General features: G+C 39.2%; 17 protein-coding genes. 10 read left to right on the top strand and 7 right to left on the bottom strand.

Annotated elements, in window-relative coordinates:
• Window positions 1–86 precede the first annotated feature (86 nt).
• From BQ9859_RS04035 to BQ9859_RS04025, 3 genes are read right to left on the bottom strand one after another with little or no spacing between them, the layout of a single operon-like run.
• Window positions 87–611 carry a Fe-S-containing hydro-lyase gene (locus BQ9859_RS04035; protein WP_202613448.1) on the bottom strand — a complete coding sequence of 175 codons (525 nt, stop codon included), beginning with the start codon at window positions 609–611 and terminating at the stop codon, window positions 87–89.
• Window positions 611–1453: a fumarate hydratase gene (locus BQ9859_RS04030; RefSeq protein WP_075876990.1), complete on the bottom strand. Its 843-nt coding sequence runs from the start codon at window positions 1451–1453 to the stop codon at window positions 611–613. The genes BQ9859_RS04035 and BQ9859_RS04030 overlap by 1 nt, the downstream gene beginning before the upstream one ends.
• Window positions 1450–2613, bottom strand: coding sequence for an NAD(P)-dependent malic enzyme (locus BQ9859_RS04025; protein WP_075876989.1), 1164 nt, complete (start codon window positions 2611–2613; stop codon window positions 1450–1452). Before BQ9859_RS04025 ends, BQ9859_RS04030 begins: the two co-directional genes overlap by 4 nt.
• Before the next feature lie 172 nt (window positions 2614–2785).
• Here BQ9859_RS04025 and BQ9859_RS04020 point away from each other — a divergent pair, with 172 nt between their 5' ends.
• Window positions 2786–3550, top strand: a complete 765-nt coding sequence (locus tag BQ9859_RS04020) for a sulfite exporter TauE/SafE family protein (RefSeq protein WP_075877049.1) — start codon at window positions 2786–2788, stop codon at window positions 3548–3550.
• Window positions 3551–3567: 17 nt separating this feature from the next.
• Window positions 3568–4092, top strand: coding sequence for a P-loop nucleotide/nucleoside kinase family protein (locus tag BQ9859_RS04015; RefSeq protein WP_075876988.1), 525 nt, complete (start codon window positions 3568–3570; stop codon window positions 4090–4092).
• Between the two features lie 32 nt (window positions 4093–4124).
• On the opposite strand, the gene BQ9859_RS04010 is transcribed toward BQ9859_RS04015, so the two are convergent.
• Window positions 4125–5327: an L-serine ammonia-lyase, iron-sulfur-dependent, subunit alpha gene (locus tag BQ9859_RS04010; RefSeq protein ID WP_075876987.1), complete on the bottom strand. Its 1203-nt coding sequence runs from the start codon at window positions 5325–5327 to the stop codon at window positions 4125–4127.
• 286 nt (window positions 5328–5613) lie between these two features.
• Between BQ9859_RS04010 and lepB the strand changes: the two genes are divergently transcribed.
• Together lepB and mreB are read left to right on the top strand one after the other, a co-directional pair.
• On the top strand, window positions 5614–6192 hold the full coding sequence (gene lepB, locus BQ9859_RS04005) for a signal peptidase I (protein ID WP_083662646.1): 579 nt from the start codon (window positions 5614–5616) through the stop codon (window positions 6190–6192).
• A gap of 20 nt (window positions 6193–6212) precedes the next feature.
• A complete protein-coding gene (gene mreB, locus BQ9859_RS04000; RefSeq protein WP_075876986.1) occupies window positions 6213–7184 on the top strand; it encodes a rod shape-determining protein in 972 nt (323 codons plus the stop codon).
• 197 nt (window positions 7185–7381) lie between these two features.
• Here mreB and BQ9859_RS03995 read toward each other — a convergent pair whose 3' ends face one another.
• Genes BQ9859_RS03995 through BQ9859_RS03985 form a run of 3 tightly spaced genes read right to left on the bottom strand, consistent with a single transcriptional unit; the run spans window position 7382 to window position 11732 of the window.
• Window positions 7382–8362 (bottom strand): carbohydrate kinase family protein, encoded by a 981-nt coding sequence (locus tag BQ9859_RS03995; protein WP_075876985.1) that lies wholly within the window; start codon window positions 8360–8362, stop codon window positions 7382–7384.
• A gap of 12 nt (window positions 8363–8374) precedes the next feature.
• Complete coding sequence (locus BQ9859_RS03990) at window positions 8375–9823, bottom strand: glycoside hydrolase family 32 protein (RefSeq protein WP_075876984.1); 1449 nt, start codon at window positions 9821–9823, stop codon at window positions 8375–8377.
• Window positions 9816–11732, bottom strand: a complete 1917-nt coding sequence (locus BQ9859_RS03985; protein ID WP_075876983.1) for a sucrose-specific PTS transporter subunit IIBC — start codon at window positions 11730–11732, stop codon at window positions 9816–9818. Before BQ9859_RS03985 ends, BQ9859_RS03990 begins: the two co-directional genes overlap by 8 nt.
• Window positions 11733–12014: 282 nt before the next feature.
• On the opposite strand from BQ9859_RS03985, the gene BQ9859_RS03980 reads away from it, so the two are divergent.
• The 6 genes from BQ9859_RS03980 to BQ9859_RS03955 all read left to right on the top strand — a co-directional run bounded on the left by BQ9859_RS03980 (window position 12015) and on the right by BQ9859_RS03955 (window position 18393).
• A complete protein-coding gene (locus BQ9859_RS03980; protein WP_075876982.1) occupies window positions 12015–13478 on the top strand; it encodes a hypothetical protein in 1464 nt (487 codons plus the stop codon).
• A gap of 194 nt (window positions 13479–13672) precedes the next feature.
• Window positions 13673–15601 carry a BglG family transcription antiterminator gene (locus BQ9859_RS03975; RefSeq protein WP_075876981.1) on the top strand — a complete coding sequence of 643 codons (1929 nt, stop codon included), beginning with the start codon at window positions 13673–13675 and terminating at the stop codon, window positions 15599–15601.
• A gap of 10 nt (window positions 15602–15611) precedes the next feature.
• Window positions 15612–16049 carry a PTS sugar transporter subunit IIA gene (locus BQ9859_RS03970; RefSeq protein WP_075876980.1) on the top strand — a complete coding sequence of 146 codons (438 nt, stop codon included), beginning with the start codon at window positions 15612–15614 and terminating at the stop codon, window positions 16047–16049.
• A gap of 20 nt (window positions 16050–16069) precedes the next feature.
• Entirely contained in the window at window positions 16070–16357 is a 288-nt protein-coding gene (locus BQ9859_RS03965; protein WP_075876979.1) for a PTS sugar transporter subunit IIB, read from the top strand.
• A 16-nt stretch (window positions 16358–16373) separates the two neighbouring features.
• Window positions 16374–17648, top strand: coding sequence for a PTS ascorbate transporter subunit IIC (locus BQ9859_RS03960; protein WP_075876978.1), 1275 nt, complete (start codon window positions 16374–16376; stop codon window positions 17646–17648).
• A gap of 1 nt (window position 17649) precedes the next feature.
• On the top strand, window positions 17650–18393 hold the full coding sequence (locus BQ9859_RS03955) for an SIS domain-containing protein (protein WP_075876977.1): 744 nt from the start codon (window positions 17650–17652) through the stop codon (window positions 18391–18393).
• The last annotated feature ends 362 nt before the right edge of the window (window positions 18394–18755 follow it).

Genomic DNA, 18755 nt, shown 5'->3' with positions numbered 1-18755 from the left:
AAAGGAATAATTCCTATTTAATTCAGGAATTATTCCTTTTGATCTACGAATACTTAAATTGTGTTCATTTCATATTAGAGTACTTTTTATTTTCGATATACATTATTCCCTTGTGCATCAATGGCAACCGTTACAGGGAAATCTTCAACTTCTAATTTTGTGATGGCTTCGGCACCAAGATCTTCAAATGCAACTGGTTCCACTTTTTTTACACATTTTCCTAATAATGCACCTGCTCCGCCGATTGCGACCAAATAAAGAGAATGATTTCGAATGCAGGCATCTGTAACGGGTTGTGTACGATAGCCTTTGCCGATCGTTGCGGCCAAACCTAGATCATATAAGCGGGGCGCATAGGCATCCATACGCATGCTGGTCGTTGGACCGGCACTTCCATAAATATGTCCTGGAGGGGCAGGTGTGGGACCTACATAATAAATGACTTGGTCTTGCAAAGGAAGCGGCAAGGGCTTTCCTTGGTCTAGTAAATCGTTTAACCGTTTATGAGCTGCATCTCTTGCTGTATAGATCGTTCCAGTCAATAAAAGGAGATCCCCAGCTTTGAGCTGCATTCTTTCTTCCATAGAAAGAGGTAATTGCATATGTTTCATTATAATACCTCCTTTGCATGCCGTGTTACATGACAGGAAATATTGACCGCACAAGGCAAACCGGCAATATGTGTTGGGAATTGTTCGACATTGATACGAAAAACGGTCGTATTTCCACCCATCCCTTGCGGTCCGATACCAAGTTTATTTGCTTCTGCAAGCAATTCTTCTTCCAGTTGCGCATAACGAGGATCTGGGTTATGCAAGTCTGCACGCAGTGTTGCTTTTTTTGCCAGCATAGCTGCATAGTCAAATGTACCTCCGATACCAACACCTACGACCATCGGAGGACATGCATTTGGACCTGCCTGACGTATGGCATTGATTACTGTTTCTTTTACGCCCTGTATTCCTTGTGCAGGCTTTAACATAGTGATCGTAGACATATTTTCACTGCCAAATCCTTTTGCGCCTACTAAAATTTCTACATGTTCACCTTCTATGATATTAGTATAAAGGATCGCAGGAGTATTATCTTTGGTATTGATGCGGTCAAACAAAGGATCATCAACGACAGATTTACGCAAGTATCCTTTCTGGTAGCCAAGAGCAACGCCTTTATTTACTGCTTTTGAAAGGGAACCATCAACAAAGTGAACATCTTGACCAATACTGAGGAAAACGATTGCCATGCCCGTATCCTGGCAAATAGGCAATTTTTCTTCTTTTGCGATTGCAGCATTCTTTAATAAGAACTGCAGCGTAGATTGAGCAATCGGATGTGTTTCGGTTTCTGCTGCTTGTTGCATGCATGTCTGGATATCCTCTGGATAAACGACATTGATCTTCATGACCATCTGGGCAATGATATCGCGTATTTGATTTACCGAAATTTCTCTCATTTCTTTTCTCCTGCTGCTTTCATGACAGCTTGTGCAACAGCTTGCACTACTTTTTTATTAAAAGCATCGGGAATGATATATTCTTCATTTAGTTCTTCATCTGAAACGATGGATGCAATCGCTTTTGCGGCGGCAATCTTCATCTCTTCAGTAATGTCTTTGGCACGCGCATCTAATGCACCGCGGAAAATGCCTGGGAAAACTAGTACATTATTGATCTGATTTGGAAAATCGCTGCGTCCTGTCGCAACAATGCGTGCTCCGCCTTTTTTTGCTTCATCCGGCATGATTTCCGGAACAGGGTTGGCCATTGCAAAGACGATTGCATCTGAATGCATTGTTGCTATCATTTCGCTTGTTACGATATTTGGCGCACTGACACCGATAAAAACATCTCTTTCTTTTATCGCATCACGCAGATCACCTCGCAGATGTTCTTGATTTGTCTTTTTTGCCATTTCTTTTTGGGCATCATTCATCCAGTCTTCCCCTTCACATAAAATACCAAGACGATCGACCATAATGATGTTTTTTGCTCCGATTTCCATTAATAAGGTCGCAATGCTGATTCCTGCACTGCCTGCACCATTGATGACAAAACGTGCTGAGGCAATCTCTTTTTTTACTAGGCGAAGAGCATTTAAGATCCCTGCGCTGACCACGATGGCTGTGCCGTGCTGATCATCGTGAAAAACAGGGATATCCAATTCTTTTCTTAGGCGCTGTTCGATCTCAAAGCATCTAGGTGCACTGATATCTTCTAGATTGATGCCTCCAAAAGTAGGTGCTAGATATTTGACGGTTTTAATGATCTCTTCACTGTCCTGTGTATCCAAACAGATTGGAAAAGCATCGATATCAGCAAATTCTTTGAATAAGATTGCTTTTCCTTCCATTACAGGCATGGCTGCTTTTGGGCCGATGTTTCCCAATCCCAATACGGCGCTGCCATCGGATACAACGGCTACTAGATTGCCTTTTGCACTGTAGCGATATACTTCTTCTTCATTAGCGTGGATCTCCCGACATGGTTGTGCAACACCGGGAGTATAAGCAAGCGAGAGGTCCTGCATCGTTTCTACCTTTACTTTTGATTCCACACGGATCTTTCCATGATGTTCTTCGTGTAATTTTAATGATTGTTCATATACGTCTGCCATTCTATCTTCCTCCATTGATTACTGGTTTATTATACCACGAATGTAAAATAATCTGTCATAGACACTGGTTTTCCAATCAAAATTATATTTTATTTTGAAAAGATGATTGGATTTCTTGCGTGAGGAATAGAAAATCAATATAATGAAACGGGAATAAAGAGGGGTTATGGATATGGAAGTTTCATTACAGATGTTTTTGATTGTCTGTCCATTTGTTTTTTTAGCTGGTTTGGTAGATTCGATAGCAGGCGGTGGCGGTTTGATCTCGCTCCCTGCTTATTTCTTGTCCGGCCTGCCTGCCCATATGGCGATTGCGACCAACAAGCTGTCTTCTTCGGTGGGAACATTGGTATCCTCTGTTCGTTTTTATCGCAAACGATTAGTGGAAGTAGATACAGCTCTCATTGGTGTGGGTTGCGCATTGCTAGGTGCCGCAATCGGATCGAATGTATCTTTGTTAGCAAGTGAAGATATCATTCGCATCATTTTATTGCCGTTATTGCCTTTTGTTGCATGGCATGTATTGCGCGGAAAAGGCCTGCAGGAGCGTGAATCGGAAATCGATCTGCCAAAACGACATGTGTATAAAGTCGTTGCACTGAGTTCGTTTGTTGTCGGCATCTATGATGGATTTTATGGACCTGGGACGGGAACATTTTTAATTTTGTTATTTACGACATTTGCCGGTATGCGTGTTGCTACAGCTAACGGTAACAGTAAATTTATAAATTTGGCAAGCAATGTCATGTCTTTGCTTGTTTTTCTGATCAATGGACAGATTGTGTTTACTTTAGGAATTGCCGCAGCTATTTGCAGCATTGCGGGAAATTATATTGGCAGCACATTGGTGATGAAAAGAGGAATTCGCATTGTGCGTCCATTGATCATTGTTGTCCTGGTGATTTTGTTTATCAAGATCATTACAGAAATGCTGTAGGGAAGGAGCAAAACTTTATGGCAAAGGTAATGATCTTGTGTGGAAAAGTGGCTGCGGGCAAAACTACGTTTGCACAACAATATAGTGATGATCAACAAACGGTCATTTTGTCTATTGATGATCTGGCAATACGATTACAAGATCATTGTCAAGGACCGCAGGCATTGCAAGCTTTAGAGAGAAATATTCGTGCTTATGATTGTCTGCTGATGCAGCAGCTGATCAATAAGGGAATGAATTGTATCTTAGATCATGGTCATTGGAGCAGGGAATCGCGTAAAGAAGTCATTCAATTTTGTAAAGCACATAAAATAAATTATGAGCTTATCTGGCTGCGTTGTCCAAAATGGATTCGCTTACAGCGGTTGCAGAAAAGAAATGAAACGTTAGTAAAAAAACATGAGAAGGGATATCTCATCGATCAAGAAAAACTAGAACGTTTCGATCAATGGTTCGAAGAACTAACGGAAGAAGAAAAGTCTCATACAAGATGCTTATATTTTGATGAAAAAAGTGGAAAGCTAATAGAAAAGAAACTCTAAGAAGAAACAAGTCTCTCTTAGAGTTTCTTTTTTTAAATCTTGATGACACTGGCTAAACCGCCTAGTGCGCTTTCTTTTAATTCAATTGGCAATTTCATTCCTGTTTTGTTCATAGTTTCTACGACCATATCAAAACTAACTCGATTTTTATGTACTTTTCGTAAATGTTTTGCCAAGACGGCAGCATCAATGGCCCGCAGAGAACAAACAGCGTTTCGTTCGATGCATGGAATCATGACATAACCTCCTACCGGATCACATGTTAAACCTAGGTGATGCTCGATTCCCATTTCTGCCGCATACTCAATTTGTTCCATACTGAGCCCCATTAAGTAAGCAACCATGGCAGCTCCCATGGAACAGGCAGCACCTACCTCTGCCTGACAGCCGCCTTGTGCACCTGAAATTGTTGCATTGTATTTGATCAGATTGCCAATCAAACCAGCAATCTTTAATCCATTGACCAGCTGTTCTCTTTGCATTTTACAATCATAGTAATAATAATACAAAAGAGATGGAAGCAGGCCGCTGCTGCCTAAGGTTGGTGCAGTGACTGTCATTCCCCCAGCAGCATTCTCCTCGCTGGCGGCATATGCATAGGCACTTAATAAAAGTTTTTCCTTTTCAGATCCGTCACAGGAAATGGCTTCTGTTAATAAGGAGCGGGCGATCCGTTCCATTTTTAGTTTGCCGGGCAGGATCCCTGTGGCATTCAGGCCGGTATCCACCGTTTTACACATCTGAATGAGAATCTCATTGAGATATGTATTGATTTCTTCACCTTCCATCTCATCAACATATTGACAGTAATCCATTTGTTTTTCTTTGCAGTAGGCGTTGATTTCGTCTAATGAGTGATGAGGGTAGATATGATTTCCTTCTTTGCTTTCTTCCCCTTTGATCACAATGGCACCGCCGCCGATTGAATAAACGATCATTTCCTTTAATAGATTATTATCGGCATCATATGCGCATAACTTTAATGTGTTTGGATGTGGCATGGTGTCTGTTGTATTCATGATGATCTGACATGGTTTTGGCACAAATGTTTTTTGGATGATAACATCACTTAAATGGCCTTTTCCAGTTAAGGCAAGCGATCCATATAAGGTAACACAAAAATGATCTGCTGAAGGAACACGCTGCAGCATTTCTAAGCAGGCGCGTTGAGGTCCCATTGTATGTGAACTGGAAGGGCCAGGTCCAATGCGAAATAACTCTTTTAATGAATTCATATAAATTTTTCTCCTTGATTTTTCCCCTCTTAGTGTATCGCAAATAGAGGAAAAAAAACAGATAGGGATGAAAAAAGGAAGAAATATCATGGACAGGTGAAAAAGTGGTGAACGACTTACAAAAATGAAATAAAATTATCATAAGTAGGTAGGTAAAAATGAGGGGCTCTATGCTATAATAGGATAGAATCAGAATGTGGTTAGCAGAAAGCGGGTGATTGTTGGAAATACGCAAAAGCAGAGTACACATTAGAAATGACGGTAATAGGAAGGGGGATTTTCGGTTATGGCAAGAAAAATGTCGAATACCGGTCAGACACGAATCAGACGGAATTTGGAAGCAATCATGCCATTAACCAAACAGATTTTTTCCCTGCTGAAATATTATGTCATTGGTGTCGCAATCATTTTGATTATTACAAACTTTATTGCGAAACCGGTTGTTGTACGCGGCTCTAGTATGAATCCAACGCTCAACAACTTTGATATCTGTATTTCCAATCGTCTTTCGATAGTTTTGGGTGGTTCTATTGATCGCTTTGATATTGTGGTAGCACAAAGCGAAGAAGGTGAGATCGTAAAACGGGTCGTTGGGATCCCAGGCGATGTCATTAGTTATCAAGATGGGGTATTAACTGTAAATGGAACAACGGTTATTGAGGATTATATCATCGATGAACCAACCAAACATCATGCAGACATGGATTTTTATGAGGTGAAGTTAGGCGTCGATGAATATTTTTTGATGGGAGATAACCGGACAGGATCAACTGATTCCCGTTATTTTGGACCTTTTCATCGAAGTGAAATTATATCTAAGGATATGCTAGTTCTTTTCCCGTTTAATCGAATCAAACTGGTATAGGACATTGAGGAGTGAGTAGAATGCGTAAAGTAGGGATTGATTTAGGTACGACTAATTTACTGATCTGTGTGGATAATGAAGGGGTCATTGTGGATGAACCTTCTGTCTTGACAGTTGATGCGCAAACAAAAAAATGCATAGCTGCAGGAAAAGAAGCAAAAGAAATGTTAGGACGTACACCGGGCAGCATGATCAGTATTCGTCCATTAAAAGATGGGGTCATTGCTGATTTTGAAGCAACAGAGATGTTGCTGAATTATTTTTTCAAACAGTGCAATTTACAAGGTATGTTTCGAAAAAATATTATCCTGATTTGTCATCCGACGAATATTACAACAGTAGAGAAAAATGCTATACGAGATTGTGCCTATCGTGCAGGAGCAAAACGTGTCTATTTGGAAGAAGAGCCAAAAGTTGCAGCTGTTGGAGCGGGATTAGATATCGGCAGAGCCTGCGGCAGCATGGTACTAGATATCGGTGGAGGAACCAGTGACATTGCCGTTCTTTCATTGGGCGATATCGTATGTTCTACATCACTGAAAGTAGCTGGAAATCGCTTTACGCAATTGATCATGGATTATTTGCGTAAATATCGGAAATTGGCAATTGGTGAACAAATGGCGGAAGAAGTAAAGATCCGCATCGGCTCGGCATTGCCGATGGAAGAACCGTTGACAATGAAAGTAAGCGGATTGGCATTAGACAGCGGTCTACCAATTTCCATTGAGGTAAACTCAAATGAAATTGAATCTGCTTTGCGTGGCGCTGTTGATGAAATCGTACGTGCAGTACGCACAGTATTGGAAATTACACCGCCGGAATTAGCAGCAGATATCGTACAATGCGGTATCGTGATGACAGGGGGAGGTTCCTTGTTGAAGAATTTTGATGTCCGTTTGCGTAACGAATTAAAAATTCCTGTATTTGTTGCAGAAAATGCATTGCATTGTGTAGTAGACGGCTGCAGCATCATGCTGGAACAATTACATTAAAAAAATGATAGTTACCCTCTTTGCTGGATATATAAAGCTAGCAGAGAGGGTTTTTATTTTGAATAATTATCTTAAACACGGCAATTTGAAACTTAAATGCTGTTTCATAAAGAGAATGATCAAAAAAGGCCTGACTTAAGTCAGGCCTGATGAAGCATTCCATAAAAATGACTGTTTTTACATGCTGTTTCTAATTCTTATTCATCTTCATCTAACATGTGTTGGAAATTGCGTAATTGCTCGTGATCAGCCATAGCAGCTAATGCGCCAGCGATCGTAGTCGTGTGGGCAGCATATAAATTTGCAAATTCTAAATGATGCTTCATTGATTCTAATGAAATCTCTTCCAGATTGTCTGTTCCTTCCTTCAACAGACAGTATAAGAATGCACCAATGAAAGAATCACCAGCTCCGGTCGTATCAACCACTTGTACTTGATGCCCTTTCGCAGAAATATGATCGTTCTTGCGATATAGGGTGGCTCCATCTTTTCCTTGTGTATAGACCACGCATTTGCAGCGATGGGAGAACAGCATTGGCAATGCTTCTTCAATTGTCTTTTTTCCTGTGATAAACTCTAGTTCTTCATCAGATAATTTAATGATGTCTGCATAAGGCAGAAACTCTTGTATCGTATGGTAAAGTGCATCTTGATCTTCCCATAAAGAGAAACGCAAATTTGGATCAAAGCTAATGAGCACCCCTTTTTTCATCGCGAGATCTAATAATGCTTGATGTGCTTTTTTCATTGGAGATTCCACTAAGGATACGCTGCAAAAGTGAACCATCCCGCAGTCATCTAATAAATCTTCGGTAATATTATTTGGATCATATTGCAGGTCTGCTGCTGTGCGGCGATAGAATTTAAAATCACGGTTGCCGTCTTCACGTAATGACACAAAAGAAAGAGAAGTGTCATATTCTGCTGTCTGCAGAATATGGGATGTGTCAATACCGCTTTCTTTTAATGATTGGATGATATGGTCGCCAAATGCATCTTTTCCTAACTGAGTGAGTACCATTGCAGGAACTCCCAGTTTAGCAACGGCACCAGCCACATTGGCAGGTGCACCGCCAGCAACGCGGCGAAATCCTTCTACATCTTTTAAATCACAACCTTTTCGCTCAGGAATAAAATCAATTAATGCCTCACCAATAACACAAAGTTTCTGTTTCATGGAATGCCTCCTTTATTTGACTTGATGTGCAGTTAGAGGATAGAGTGTAATCTTTGTATCCCCTTCTTTTGTATTTAGTGTAACACATCTTGGACGTGTTGGATAAATTCTTGTCGTAAAAACTTCACTGCCGTCATTGAGAAATATTTCTAATGAGGAAGTATCTGAGAAAATACGCATATTGTTTAATGAATCGAGATAGACACTGCGGGTAGTGCGCTTGTAACCGCATTTTGTGATATCAAGAGTGAACAAGTGATCTTGATAAGTAATCTGTATTTCTTCATTCAAAGAAAGGGTCATCTGTTCACATTCCTGGAACAATGCTTCTAATTCATAGCATTCGCCATCGTATTGTCTTTCACATAAACTTTTTGCATTAAAATGCAGTGTTTCTTTACGCAATACTTTTAATTCACTCAATGGCTGTTGAAATAATTTGCCGTCTTTCCAGTGCAATTCGCGGGGAATCGTCAGCGCATGCTGCCATCCGTCTTCCGTTGTCGGATTTGTATAATCCGCATCCGGAATGCCCATCCAGCCAATCAGGATCCGTCTTCCCTGTTCGTCTTGGAAAGACTGCGGTGCATAGAAATCAAAACCGCGATCTAACTGATGAATCTGTGAAATGCGAAGGGAATCTTTTATTGTACCATCTACCTGCATCCAAACAGTAGAATGCACATTGGCATAATCCACGCCTTGCGTATCTACTCCTTGCGGGCAAGTAATCAGTATTTTTTGTCCTTCTAATTCAAAGAGATCCGGACATTCCCACATATAGCCAAACGGCTCGTCGCTTTGCAAACTGCGTACATACTGCCAATGATTCAGATCTTGGGAAGCAAAGAGCAAGATCGCACCATGATCTTTCATATCGCGGGCACCTTGTACCATATAGAATATTCCGTCTTCTTCTATTATTTTGGGATCGCGAATATGCTGTGTAAACCCTTTTGGATAATCTTGCATGCCCATGACCAGCTGCTTTTCATCAAAGTGGACACCGTCTTTGCTTGTTAAATGAATCGTATTGGCAACACGTCCATTGTGAATGTAATCATAGTCATCACGATCAAACAGTTTGATATTGCCTGTATAAAAGTAATGAATCGTATCTCCTTGAATAAAAGCTGAACCTGAATAAGCGCCGTGTGTATCTAATTCACTGTCCGGGAATAAAAATGGTTCCTGTTCTTCATAATGAATAAAATCTTTTGTAGTAACATGCTGCCAGAGTTTTAGTTCTCCTCTGACATCAAAAGGATCATACTGGTAATAAATGTGATAGGTACCTTTCAATTGGCAAAGCCCGTTTGGATCATTTAACCAGCCGATCTTTGGCATTAAGTGATAATGCAATCGTCTTGGATCTTTGCTTACTTCTTCAATTTCTTGTTGATGTGCGGCAATCCATTGTTCATATTCTTCTTTATAAACGGGATGGTATTTTTTAATCATTTGCTTTCTTCCTAACTGTGATGGCTGGTGCATCAAAACCAGCGGCTTCATGTTCATGTATTTCTATATCATATTGATCACTATTGGTAATGATCATCATCGTTTGATCGCTGTTGCCGGCAGCCTTGATCTTCTCGCTGTCGAAGCGGATCAGAGGTGTGTGCGCGTGTACATGTTCCCCTTGCGATACAAGTGTTTCAAATCCTTCCCCTTCCATATTCACGGTATCGATACCGCAATGGATCATAATTTCTACTCCTTGATCACTGACAAGACCCAGCGCGTGTTTGGTTGGAAACGTAAAGGCAATTTTGCCATCGCATGGCGCATAGATCATGTTGTCTGTTGGATCGATGCAGACACCTTTGCCCATGCCCCCGCTTGCAAATGCTGCATCGCTTGATTTCGTAACATCTTGTACTTTACCGTTGACTGCGCTCAATAAAACCAACGGCTGTTCTTCATCGATAACAGGTGTTTCTTCTTTCTTTGATTGTTTCTTCTCAGTCTGGCTGCTTTCTTCTATTTTATTCCAGAAGAATAAAGTTACGATAGCAGATGTCAGCATAGATAATAGCAATCCGATTCCAAACATTGCCCAATCCTGCGGCAAAACAGAGATGAAACCAGGCAATCCGGCAGCACCTAATGCCTGTGCCAAGATATGGAACAAGGCACACCATGCGCTGCCGACTGCAGATCCTGCCATGGCAGCATAAAATGGATAACGAAGCTTTAAAGTGACACCAAACATCGCCGGTTCTGTGATACCTAATAAAGCACTGACTCCAGCGGCACTACAGATAGATTTTAACTTCACATCTTTGGTTTTAAAGAGAACGGCCAATACAGCAGCACCTTGCGCAACATTGTTCATGGAAGCTGTGATAAAGATGAAACTTCCGCCAGTGACAGCGATGGAAGCTAATAACTGTGTTTCGATCGGTATGAAAGAATGATGCATGCCAGTCAAAGTGATCGGAGCATAGACTAAGCCGAATAAACCGCCGCCAATTGGACCTAATGTGTTATACAGCCATGTAATGCCATCCGCCAAGATGTTGCCGGCACCGCGTAATACTGGACCAACAAACAAGAAGGTGATGAATGCAGTAACCATGATGGACAATAACGGCGTAGTCAAATTATCTAACCAGGTAGGTGTTACTTTATGCAAACGTTTTTCAATATTTGCCAAGATCCAGGAAACCGCAAGTACTGGCAAGACAGTTCCTTGATAACCGACAGCCTGCACACTGAGACCAAATAAATTCCAGGTAGGGACTTCTACACCGGTACCAAGCGAATAGGCATTTAACAGGTCAGGATGGACCATGATCATTCCCATCGCAGCACCTAAATAAGGGTTGCCTCCAAAACGCTTTGTAGCAGAGAAGCCGATCAATACAGGCAGGAAAGTAAATGGCGCATTGGCAAAAATATTAATAGCACTTGCCAAGTCGCGAAACTGCGGAAACATGTCGATGATCGATTTTCCACCTTCGAACATTGCTGCAGTCAATACATTGTTGATACCCATGAGCAGACCGCCCGCAACGATGGCTGGAATGATCGGCACAAAGATATCTGAGAACATTTTAATAAAGCGCTGAACGGCAGAACCTTGTTTTTCTTCTTCGACAGGTGCACTGTCGGTTGTCATGCCAATTTGTTTTTGCACCTCGTCACAAACAAGATTTACTAAACCAGAGCCTAAGATGATCTGAAACTGACTGTTTGTCATGAAGACACCTTTGACAGCTTCAATGTCTGTAATTGCTTCTTCATTACGAAGATCTGCATTTTTTAATTGAAAACGTAGTCGGGTCGCACAGTGCTGAACACTACGGATATTGTCTTTTCCGCCGACATGTTCAATGATCTGTGCAGCAATTGCAGCATAATCCATAATCGTATCCTCCTCTTATGCGGCATATGTGGAATCGGTACCACATCAGTTACATTGTTATTTTATAACCGCTTACAATGAATGTCAATAGATTTCACTAAAAATCTGGTACCGATTCCATAAAATTTTAGTTTCGGGTATTTCGTAAAGATATAAATACATCTTTTCTATATTTACAGGACAATCATTTTTAGTTGTTTCTTGCATTTTTAACCAGCTCAAATAATGACTGTGTGAAATTATGTGATATAATATAATCAATTAAACTTAGGAGGAACAGGGATGGAAAAATTAAAACAATACATTACACGGAAACGTTGTTTGTACCTATCTTTCGCTGATGGTATTCTGGGTGTTCTCATGTTGGCAATTTATTTTATTGCGATGAGCAGCGGAAACTATCAAAGCATTCTTTCCATGATATCCGTTTTATGTACATTGTTCTACATAAATTTTGTACTGCTCTTGCTTGGTGTTTTGTGCCATGCTTTTGTCATCTTCTATTTAAAGCAAAAGAATATGACATTGTATATTTTAGGAGGCTGCAGCGTCGCTGCACTTTTGATGGCATTGCTCAGCTTTTCGGCAGTGAGAGCGATCCAGCAGTTATTAAGCGGTAATTTTTCTGCAATTTGGTCTTTAGCGTATTCTGGAGCAAATGCAGATGTATGGTTGATCTTGATGATCTTGTTGCAGCTGGTGATCGGTGTGATGGCGGGTTATTTATGCTTTATCAAAAAGGGAGAAGAACTGTCGCAGGAAGATCTTTCTCAAATGCAGGCTACGGCTAAACAAGCAGGCGATGCAGCAGCAACTGCAGCCAAGAAAGCCGCTGAAGAGATGGCGCAGGGAACAGCAAAATTATCACAGAAATGGCGAACGTACGCGAAGAGCGAAAAAGGGAAGAAGAATATCAAGATTTTTGGTGTGATTGCAGCAATCGTATTCGTCATCATCATAGCTGTATCCATTTGGTCGGCTACCCGTACCACGCCAATTGATTTGACAAGCTCTTGTGAGGTCACTTTTGACGGCTATAATGGAGAAGGCAGCGCATACGTAAGCTGTGATGTCGATTATGACATCAATAATCCAGAGATTGCTTCCTTTGTATATGATGTCGATTATGTCGTAGAAAATGACGGAGCTTTATCCAATGGAGATACGACTACGATAACAGCAAACTATAGTGAGGAAACTGCACGCAGCTTGAAATTAAAAGTAGAAAATGCACAACGGGAGGTCGAAGTAGAAGGCTTGACAGAAGTGTACCGCAGTTTTGCAGATATTCCTGTCGAAATTTCACAACAGTTCGAACAATCTACAAAGGATGCATTAAACGAAAAGATCATGGAAGCAGAAGGAAATGTATTCGGCCCAGAAAAGATCACAATAAACAGCATGGATATGATAGCTGTCTATTATGAGTATAGTGAATACTTTGGAGAAGGCAGTGCGTATTACATTTATCGTGTGAATGTAAGTGAAGAAGATGAATACAAAACAGAACAAAATACAGATTATTACAGTGTGCGTATTTCGCCGATTTCTAGTGAATATACATTAGACTTGAGTTCGACATCAAACGATCTGAATATTACTGAAATTTATTCATATGAGGATGAAAAAACAGATGCAAAAGCAATTGAGAATTTTTCTCGCTGTTATAGCGATTTACAGACAGTAAAAGAGAATCTTTCGGATGAGGTCTATAAAGATTCCAGGGTAGAAAAAAATAATTCTTAACTTAAAAAGAACAATACAGAGTGCTTAACAGATGCTTTTCTTTCGTTTTAAAGAGGAAGAAAAGCATCTGTTTTCATATAGAAATATAGATGATAGATCATCCATAGATGTTAAAAAAAGTTCCACAATAGGGGAACTTATTTGTTGTTGAGAAATAAATGTAAATAATTTATTTTGTTATTAGGAGAAGAAATATGATCACATTAACTACAAGACAAAAAGAGATCATTGAATTCCTGCTTGAAAAAAACATTTTTGTGACAAGTAAGGAGTTAGCAAGCTTTTATGCAGTTAGTTCACGAACGATACGAAAAGATCTGGATCATGTACAGCTTTTTTTAAAAGAGAATGATGTTCTATTGATTCGTAAACAAGGAAAAGGTGTTTATATTCAAGCAGGAAGCGATGCAATAAAAAAATTGGGATCAATTTTGAATAAGCAGGAAAATATTGTTTATTCCAAGAGCGAAAGGTTAGCAATCGCGCAAACTCTATTATTGATTTTTCCTAACATAACCTTTCAAAAAATTGCCAATTTTTGTTATGTCAGCAAGCAAACGGTCATAAATGATTTTGAAGAAATAAAAAGAAATTTAAATGAAAATCATATACAAATAAAAAAGGTGCAGGGAGTTGGACTGCATGTTGAAGGAGAAGAAATAGAAATACGGCGCCGTTTCTTAGATTTGATTTTATGCAGTGATCATTCGCGTGTAATATTGGAAGTTTGTTGTCATAATCAGGTGATGAAAAAATATATAGATATATGCAATGCCATGATCAACAAAATACAGACAGTATTGCATTATAAATATTTGGATAAAAAGCGGGTAGAGTTAATTTTAGCATTTGTACTTGATCGGATCGATCATAAACATTATTTAAAAGAAACTTCCAATTTAAAAATGACCAATGAAGAAGTAGAAAAGATAGCAGGCATCCTGCATCAGTATATATCTGCAGATTTAGAAATAGAATATATTAGTTCTATTCTGGTATCGGAACGTATAGAAGGGCGGATGACTGATGAAGATGAAATTCTGCATGAAGCTCGTGCTATTTCTGAATATTTGATTGATGAATTGCAGGATATTCATGACTTTGACCGGGAGTCATTACAGGATACGATTCATGGATTGCATTTACACATGAAGGCAGCCATATATAGATGTCAAAATAATATCCATATACGGAACGAACTGATAGAACAAGTATACTATACGATTCCTGTCATTTATGAGTTTACAAAGAAAAAAATAAAAGTTGTTGAGGAAAATTATGATTTATCTTTTGATGAAAATGAAATTTCTTATATTGCATTGTACTTAGCCTCCATTTTTGAAACGGGAATTCAGGAATCATTGCGTGTACGCATCATGATCATTTGTGCTTTTGGGTTAGCAACCAGTTCCATACTAAAAGCAAGGATGTATCAAATATTTGGCGATTGTGACATCATTGGCCCTTATTCTATTGAAGAAGCGAAAGAATATCTAAAACAGAATACAGTAGATCTGATTTTATCTACAAATGAATTTGAAATAGAAGATGAATCCGTGTTGTATATTCATCCGCTCTTGAAACAAAGCGATATTGAAATTATCAGGGATACATTATTTCAAAAGTCTTTTTCAAAGATGTGTTCTTTATTTTTTTCAAAAAAGAATGATCAAAAGCAAGACAGGCACTTTTTAAAAGAGTATATCCCATATGATCATGTACAGATTTGTTTTGAAAAAAATATTTCATGGGAAGAAGCTATTCGCATGGCAGCAAAACCATTGATAAGGAAAAATTATATTAATCAAAAATATGTACAGGCAATGATCAATGCAGTCAATGATTATGGCACATATATGGTGTTTACACCAAAAGTTGCCTATGTACATGCAAGCAAGGAAGATGGTGTTCGTCAAAATTGTGTATCGTTATTGGTGTTAAAGAATGAACTTCCATTTGGTTCGTTTAATATTAAACAGATCAATATGATCGTTGTGTTAGGTGTGTATGATAAAGAGCAAAACCAGATGATGAATATTGCAAATATTCTTGATAAAAAAGAAAATGTTCAAAAGATGAATGAATTATCTGATGTTTGTTCCATATTAGGTTTACATGATTAGGAGAGGGAATATGAGTACAGGAATTCGATTGGAGAATATTCAAGTAGGAAAGACAGCAAAAGACTGGGAAGAAGCAATTCAAATTGCAGCCCAGCCGTTAGTAAAACAAGGAGCGATCAGCAAGCAATATGTACAAAATATGATTGACAGCGTAAATACTCTTGGACCATATATCGTCATAATGCCTCAGTTTGCATTGGCACATGCTGCACCATGTGCCGAAGTTAAGCAAAGTGACATATCGATTGCTACATTTAAAAATGACATTTTATTTCATTGCAAGCATGATCCGGTGCGAATCGTTATGTGTTTAGCTTGTACTGATAAGACAAGCCATATCAACAAATTGCAGAAAATCGCAGAGATATTAATGGATCAAGATATCGTAGAAAAAATGATTGCCTGTAAAAACGAAGAAGAATTGTATTCTTTGTTTCAGGATAAATAGGAGAAAGGAGTGAGGTTGAAATGAAAATTCCAAAAATTCAGACAGTTTGTGGTTTTGGATGTGGATCGTCTCTAATGTTGCGAATGAATATTGAATCAATTGCAAAAAAGCATAATTATGAAATTGAGGCATTCTGTGGAGACGTTGGTTCTTGTTGTGCAAATGAATGTGATGTCATCTTTATTTCTGAAGAACTGGCAGATCGTATTAAAGATCGTGCGCCTGTACCAGTCATTGCATTGAAAAACTTCATGAACAAGGCCGAGGTAGAAGAGAAAACACTAGCTTATCTTGAATCACTAAAGTAAAAAAGGAGAAAAGATTATGGGAATTTTGAATTTTATCATTAATGAAATCTTTAACCAGGGGGCTATCTTTTTGGCATTGATTGCCTGTATCGGGTTGATCTTGCAAAAGAAGTCTTTTTCTGAAATTGTTCGCGGTACATTAACGACAGCGATTGGTTTTTTCATTCTTTCTTGTGGTACTGGTTTGATTACAGGAAATTCAATTGATGGAATTTCTCTGGCGTTTAATGCGATTACTCCTAGTGCGATTCCATCAACTACGGTCGATATTGGTGCTGAGTATGGTACACAGATCGGTATCGTTATGATCGTAGCGTTTGCTATTAACTTGTTGGTTGCTCGTTTTACTAAATGGAAATCAATCTTCCTAACAGGACATATGTTATATTGGTTCCCGTTTGTATTTATCGCTGCAGGAGTAGATGCAGGGCTGACAGGTGGTAAATTAATTGGTTTAGCAGCCGTATTTACAGCATTATACATGATTATTTCACCAAATTTGATGAGACCATTAGTAAGATCTGTTACAGGGGAGGATTCATTTACGATTGGTCATCCTACAACTTGTCTTTCTCTGTTATCTGCCGGATTAGCTAGTGTATTTGGTAATAAGAAACATTCTACTGAAGATTTAAATGTACCAAAATCATTAGGCTTCTTGCGTGAAATCTCGATCACAGGATCTATTACGATTGCCGTTACGTATATCGTGCTTTACTTTATATTAGTGGCGAATGGAAAAGATCCAGGCGAGATCTGGGGATATGCAGGAGGTACGACTGGCGTCTTCACATACATTTTTACTCATGCAATATACTTTGGTGTTGGTATTACCATTATGCTGCAAGGTGTACGTATGATGATTGCTGAAATTGTACCTGCATTCAAAGGAATTGCCGATAAAGTGGTTCCAAATGCTATTCCTGCATTGGATGTACCGGTTATTTTCCCTTATGCACCAAATGCGTTGTTGATTGGATTTATTGTTGCAATGATCACGTCCATCATTACCTTGCTGTTAACATCAGGCATGTTCCCAACTGTGGTCATTCCGTTAATTTCGACTTGTTTCTTTGAAACAGGATGTGCTGCCATCATAGGTAATGCAAAAGGTGGAATTCGCGGATGTATCATTGGTGCAGCTGCTTGTGGTATTGTTATGGTATTCTTAGTTGGTTTCGGAGCATACTTCTTCAATAATACAATCCAGCAATGGATGCTGGTATATGGCGGTCAAGACTTCTCTTTATGGGGAATTGTAGAAGGCTTCATTGCAGGATTGATTGCATAGTATGGAATTTAAATATTTACAGCGAATCCATGAGTTAATGGATATTATTGAAAAAGAAGAAAGTGCTGCCATGGAAGCATGTGTAGACTTGCTGGCAGAAGCAGTATTAAATAAAAAATCGATTTATACTTTTGGAGCCAGCCATGCCGGTATCTTAAGCGAAGAGTTATTTTATCGCGCTGGCGGATTAATGTTGTTCAATCCCATCTTTGGAAGAGAAATCATGGTGGACACGAAACCAATTACTATGACAAGCAAAATGGAACGATGTGTTGGTTATGGAACGATCTTAGCGAACAGTAAAGCAGATATCAAAGAAGGAGATGTAGTCATCATTCATTCTGTATCTGGAAGGAATCCGGTTTCTATTGAAATAGCGATGGCCGCAAAAGAAAAAGGCGCCCAGGTGATAGCCATTACAAATCTGGCATATTCGAAAGAAGTGACTTCCAGACATCCATCGAATAAGAAATTATATGAATTTGCAGATATCATCTTAGATAATCATGGTGATGTTGGCGATGCCTGTGTAGAAATCGAAGGATTGGATCAAAAGGTATCTCCTACTTCTACGGTAATTGGAGCAATGATGTTAAATGCCATTGTTGCAGCTTTAACGCAAAAATTAGTCGATTGCGGTATGAAAAATCCTCCGATTTTCTATAGTGCGAATATTGATGGCGGTGATGAACTGAATCAAAAATTATTTAATGAATATAAAGAGATCATTCATTATCAGTTTTAACAAAAATCAGAGTCATCTTTGAAAAGGATGATCTTTCAGCGAATATTTGCGGATGCAGATATTCGCTTTTTTAGTGCAAAAAAAGTTGGGCATTACTTTTGTGTAAGCGATTTCCTTTTGCTATGCTGAGCATAGAGGCAGGTAAAATATGCCAAAAGGAGGAAAACATGAAGTTTACTATAAGCAAGGAGCAAGAAAGTACGCGCGTTTGCTGAGAAAGAAATCAAACCAATTGCATTTATGATGGATCAGAATAATCTGTTTCCAAAAGAATATGGTGGAATGGGCGGCGATACGATGACGTTTGGCAAACCTAGCATTGTTTCTCCGTAGATGCTTTTGGCTCTTTTGGAGCGTTAGAG

The sequence above is a fragment of the Merdibacter massiliensis genome (genome assembly GCF_900155395.1).
GTDB lineage: Bacteria > Bacillota_I > Bacilli_A > Erysipelotrichales > Erysipelotrichaceae > Merdibacter > Merdibacter massiliensis.
The sequence above is the reverse complement of the archived record's forward strand: the minus strand, read 5'-3'. Positions and strand labels throughout refer to the sequence as shown.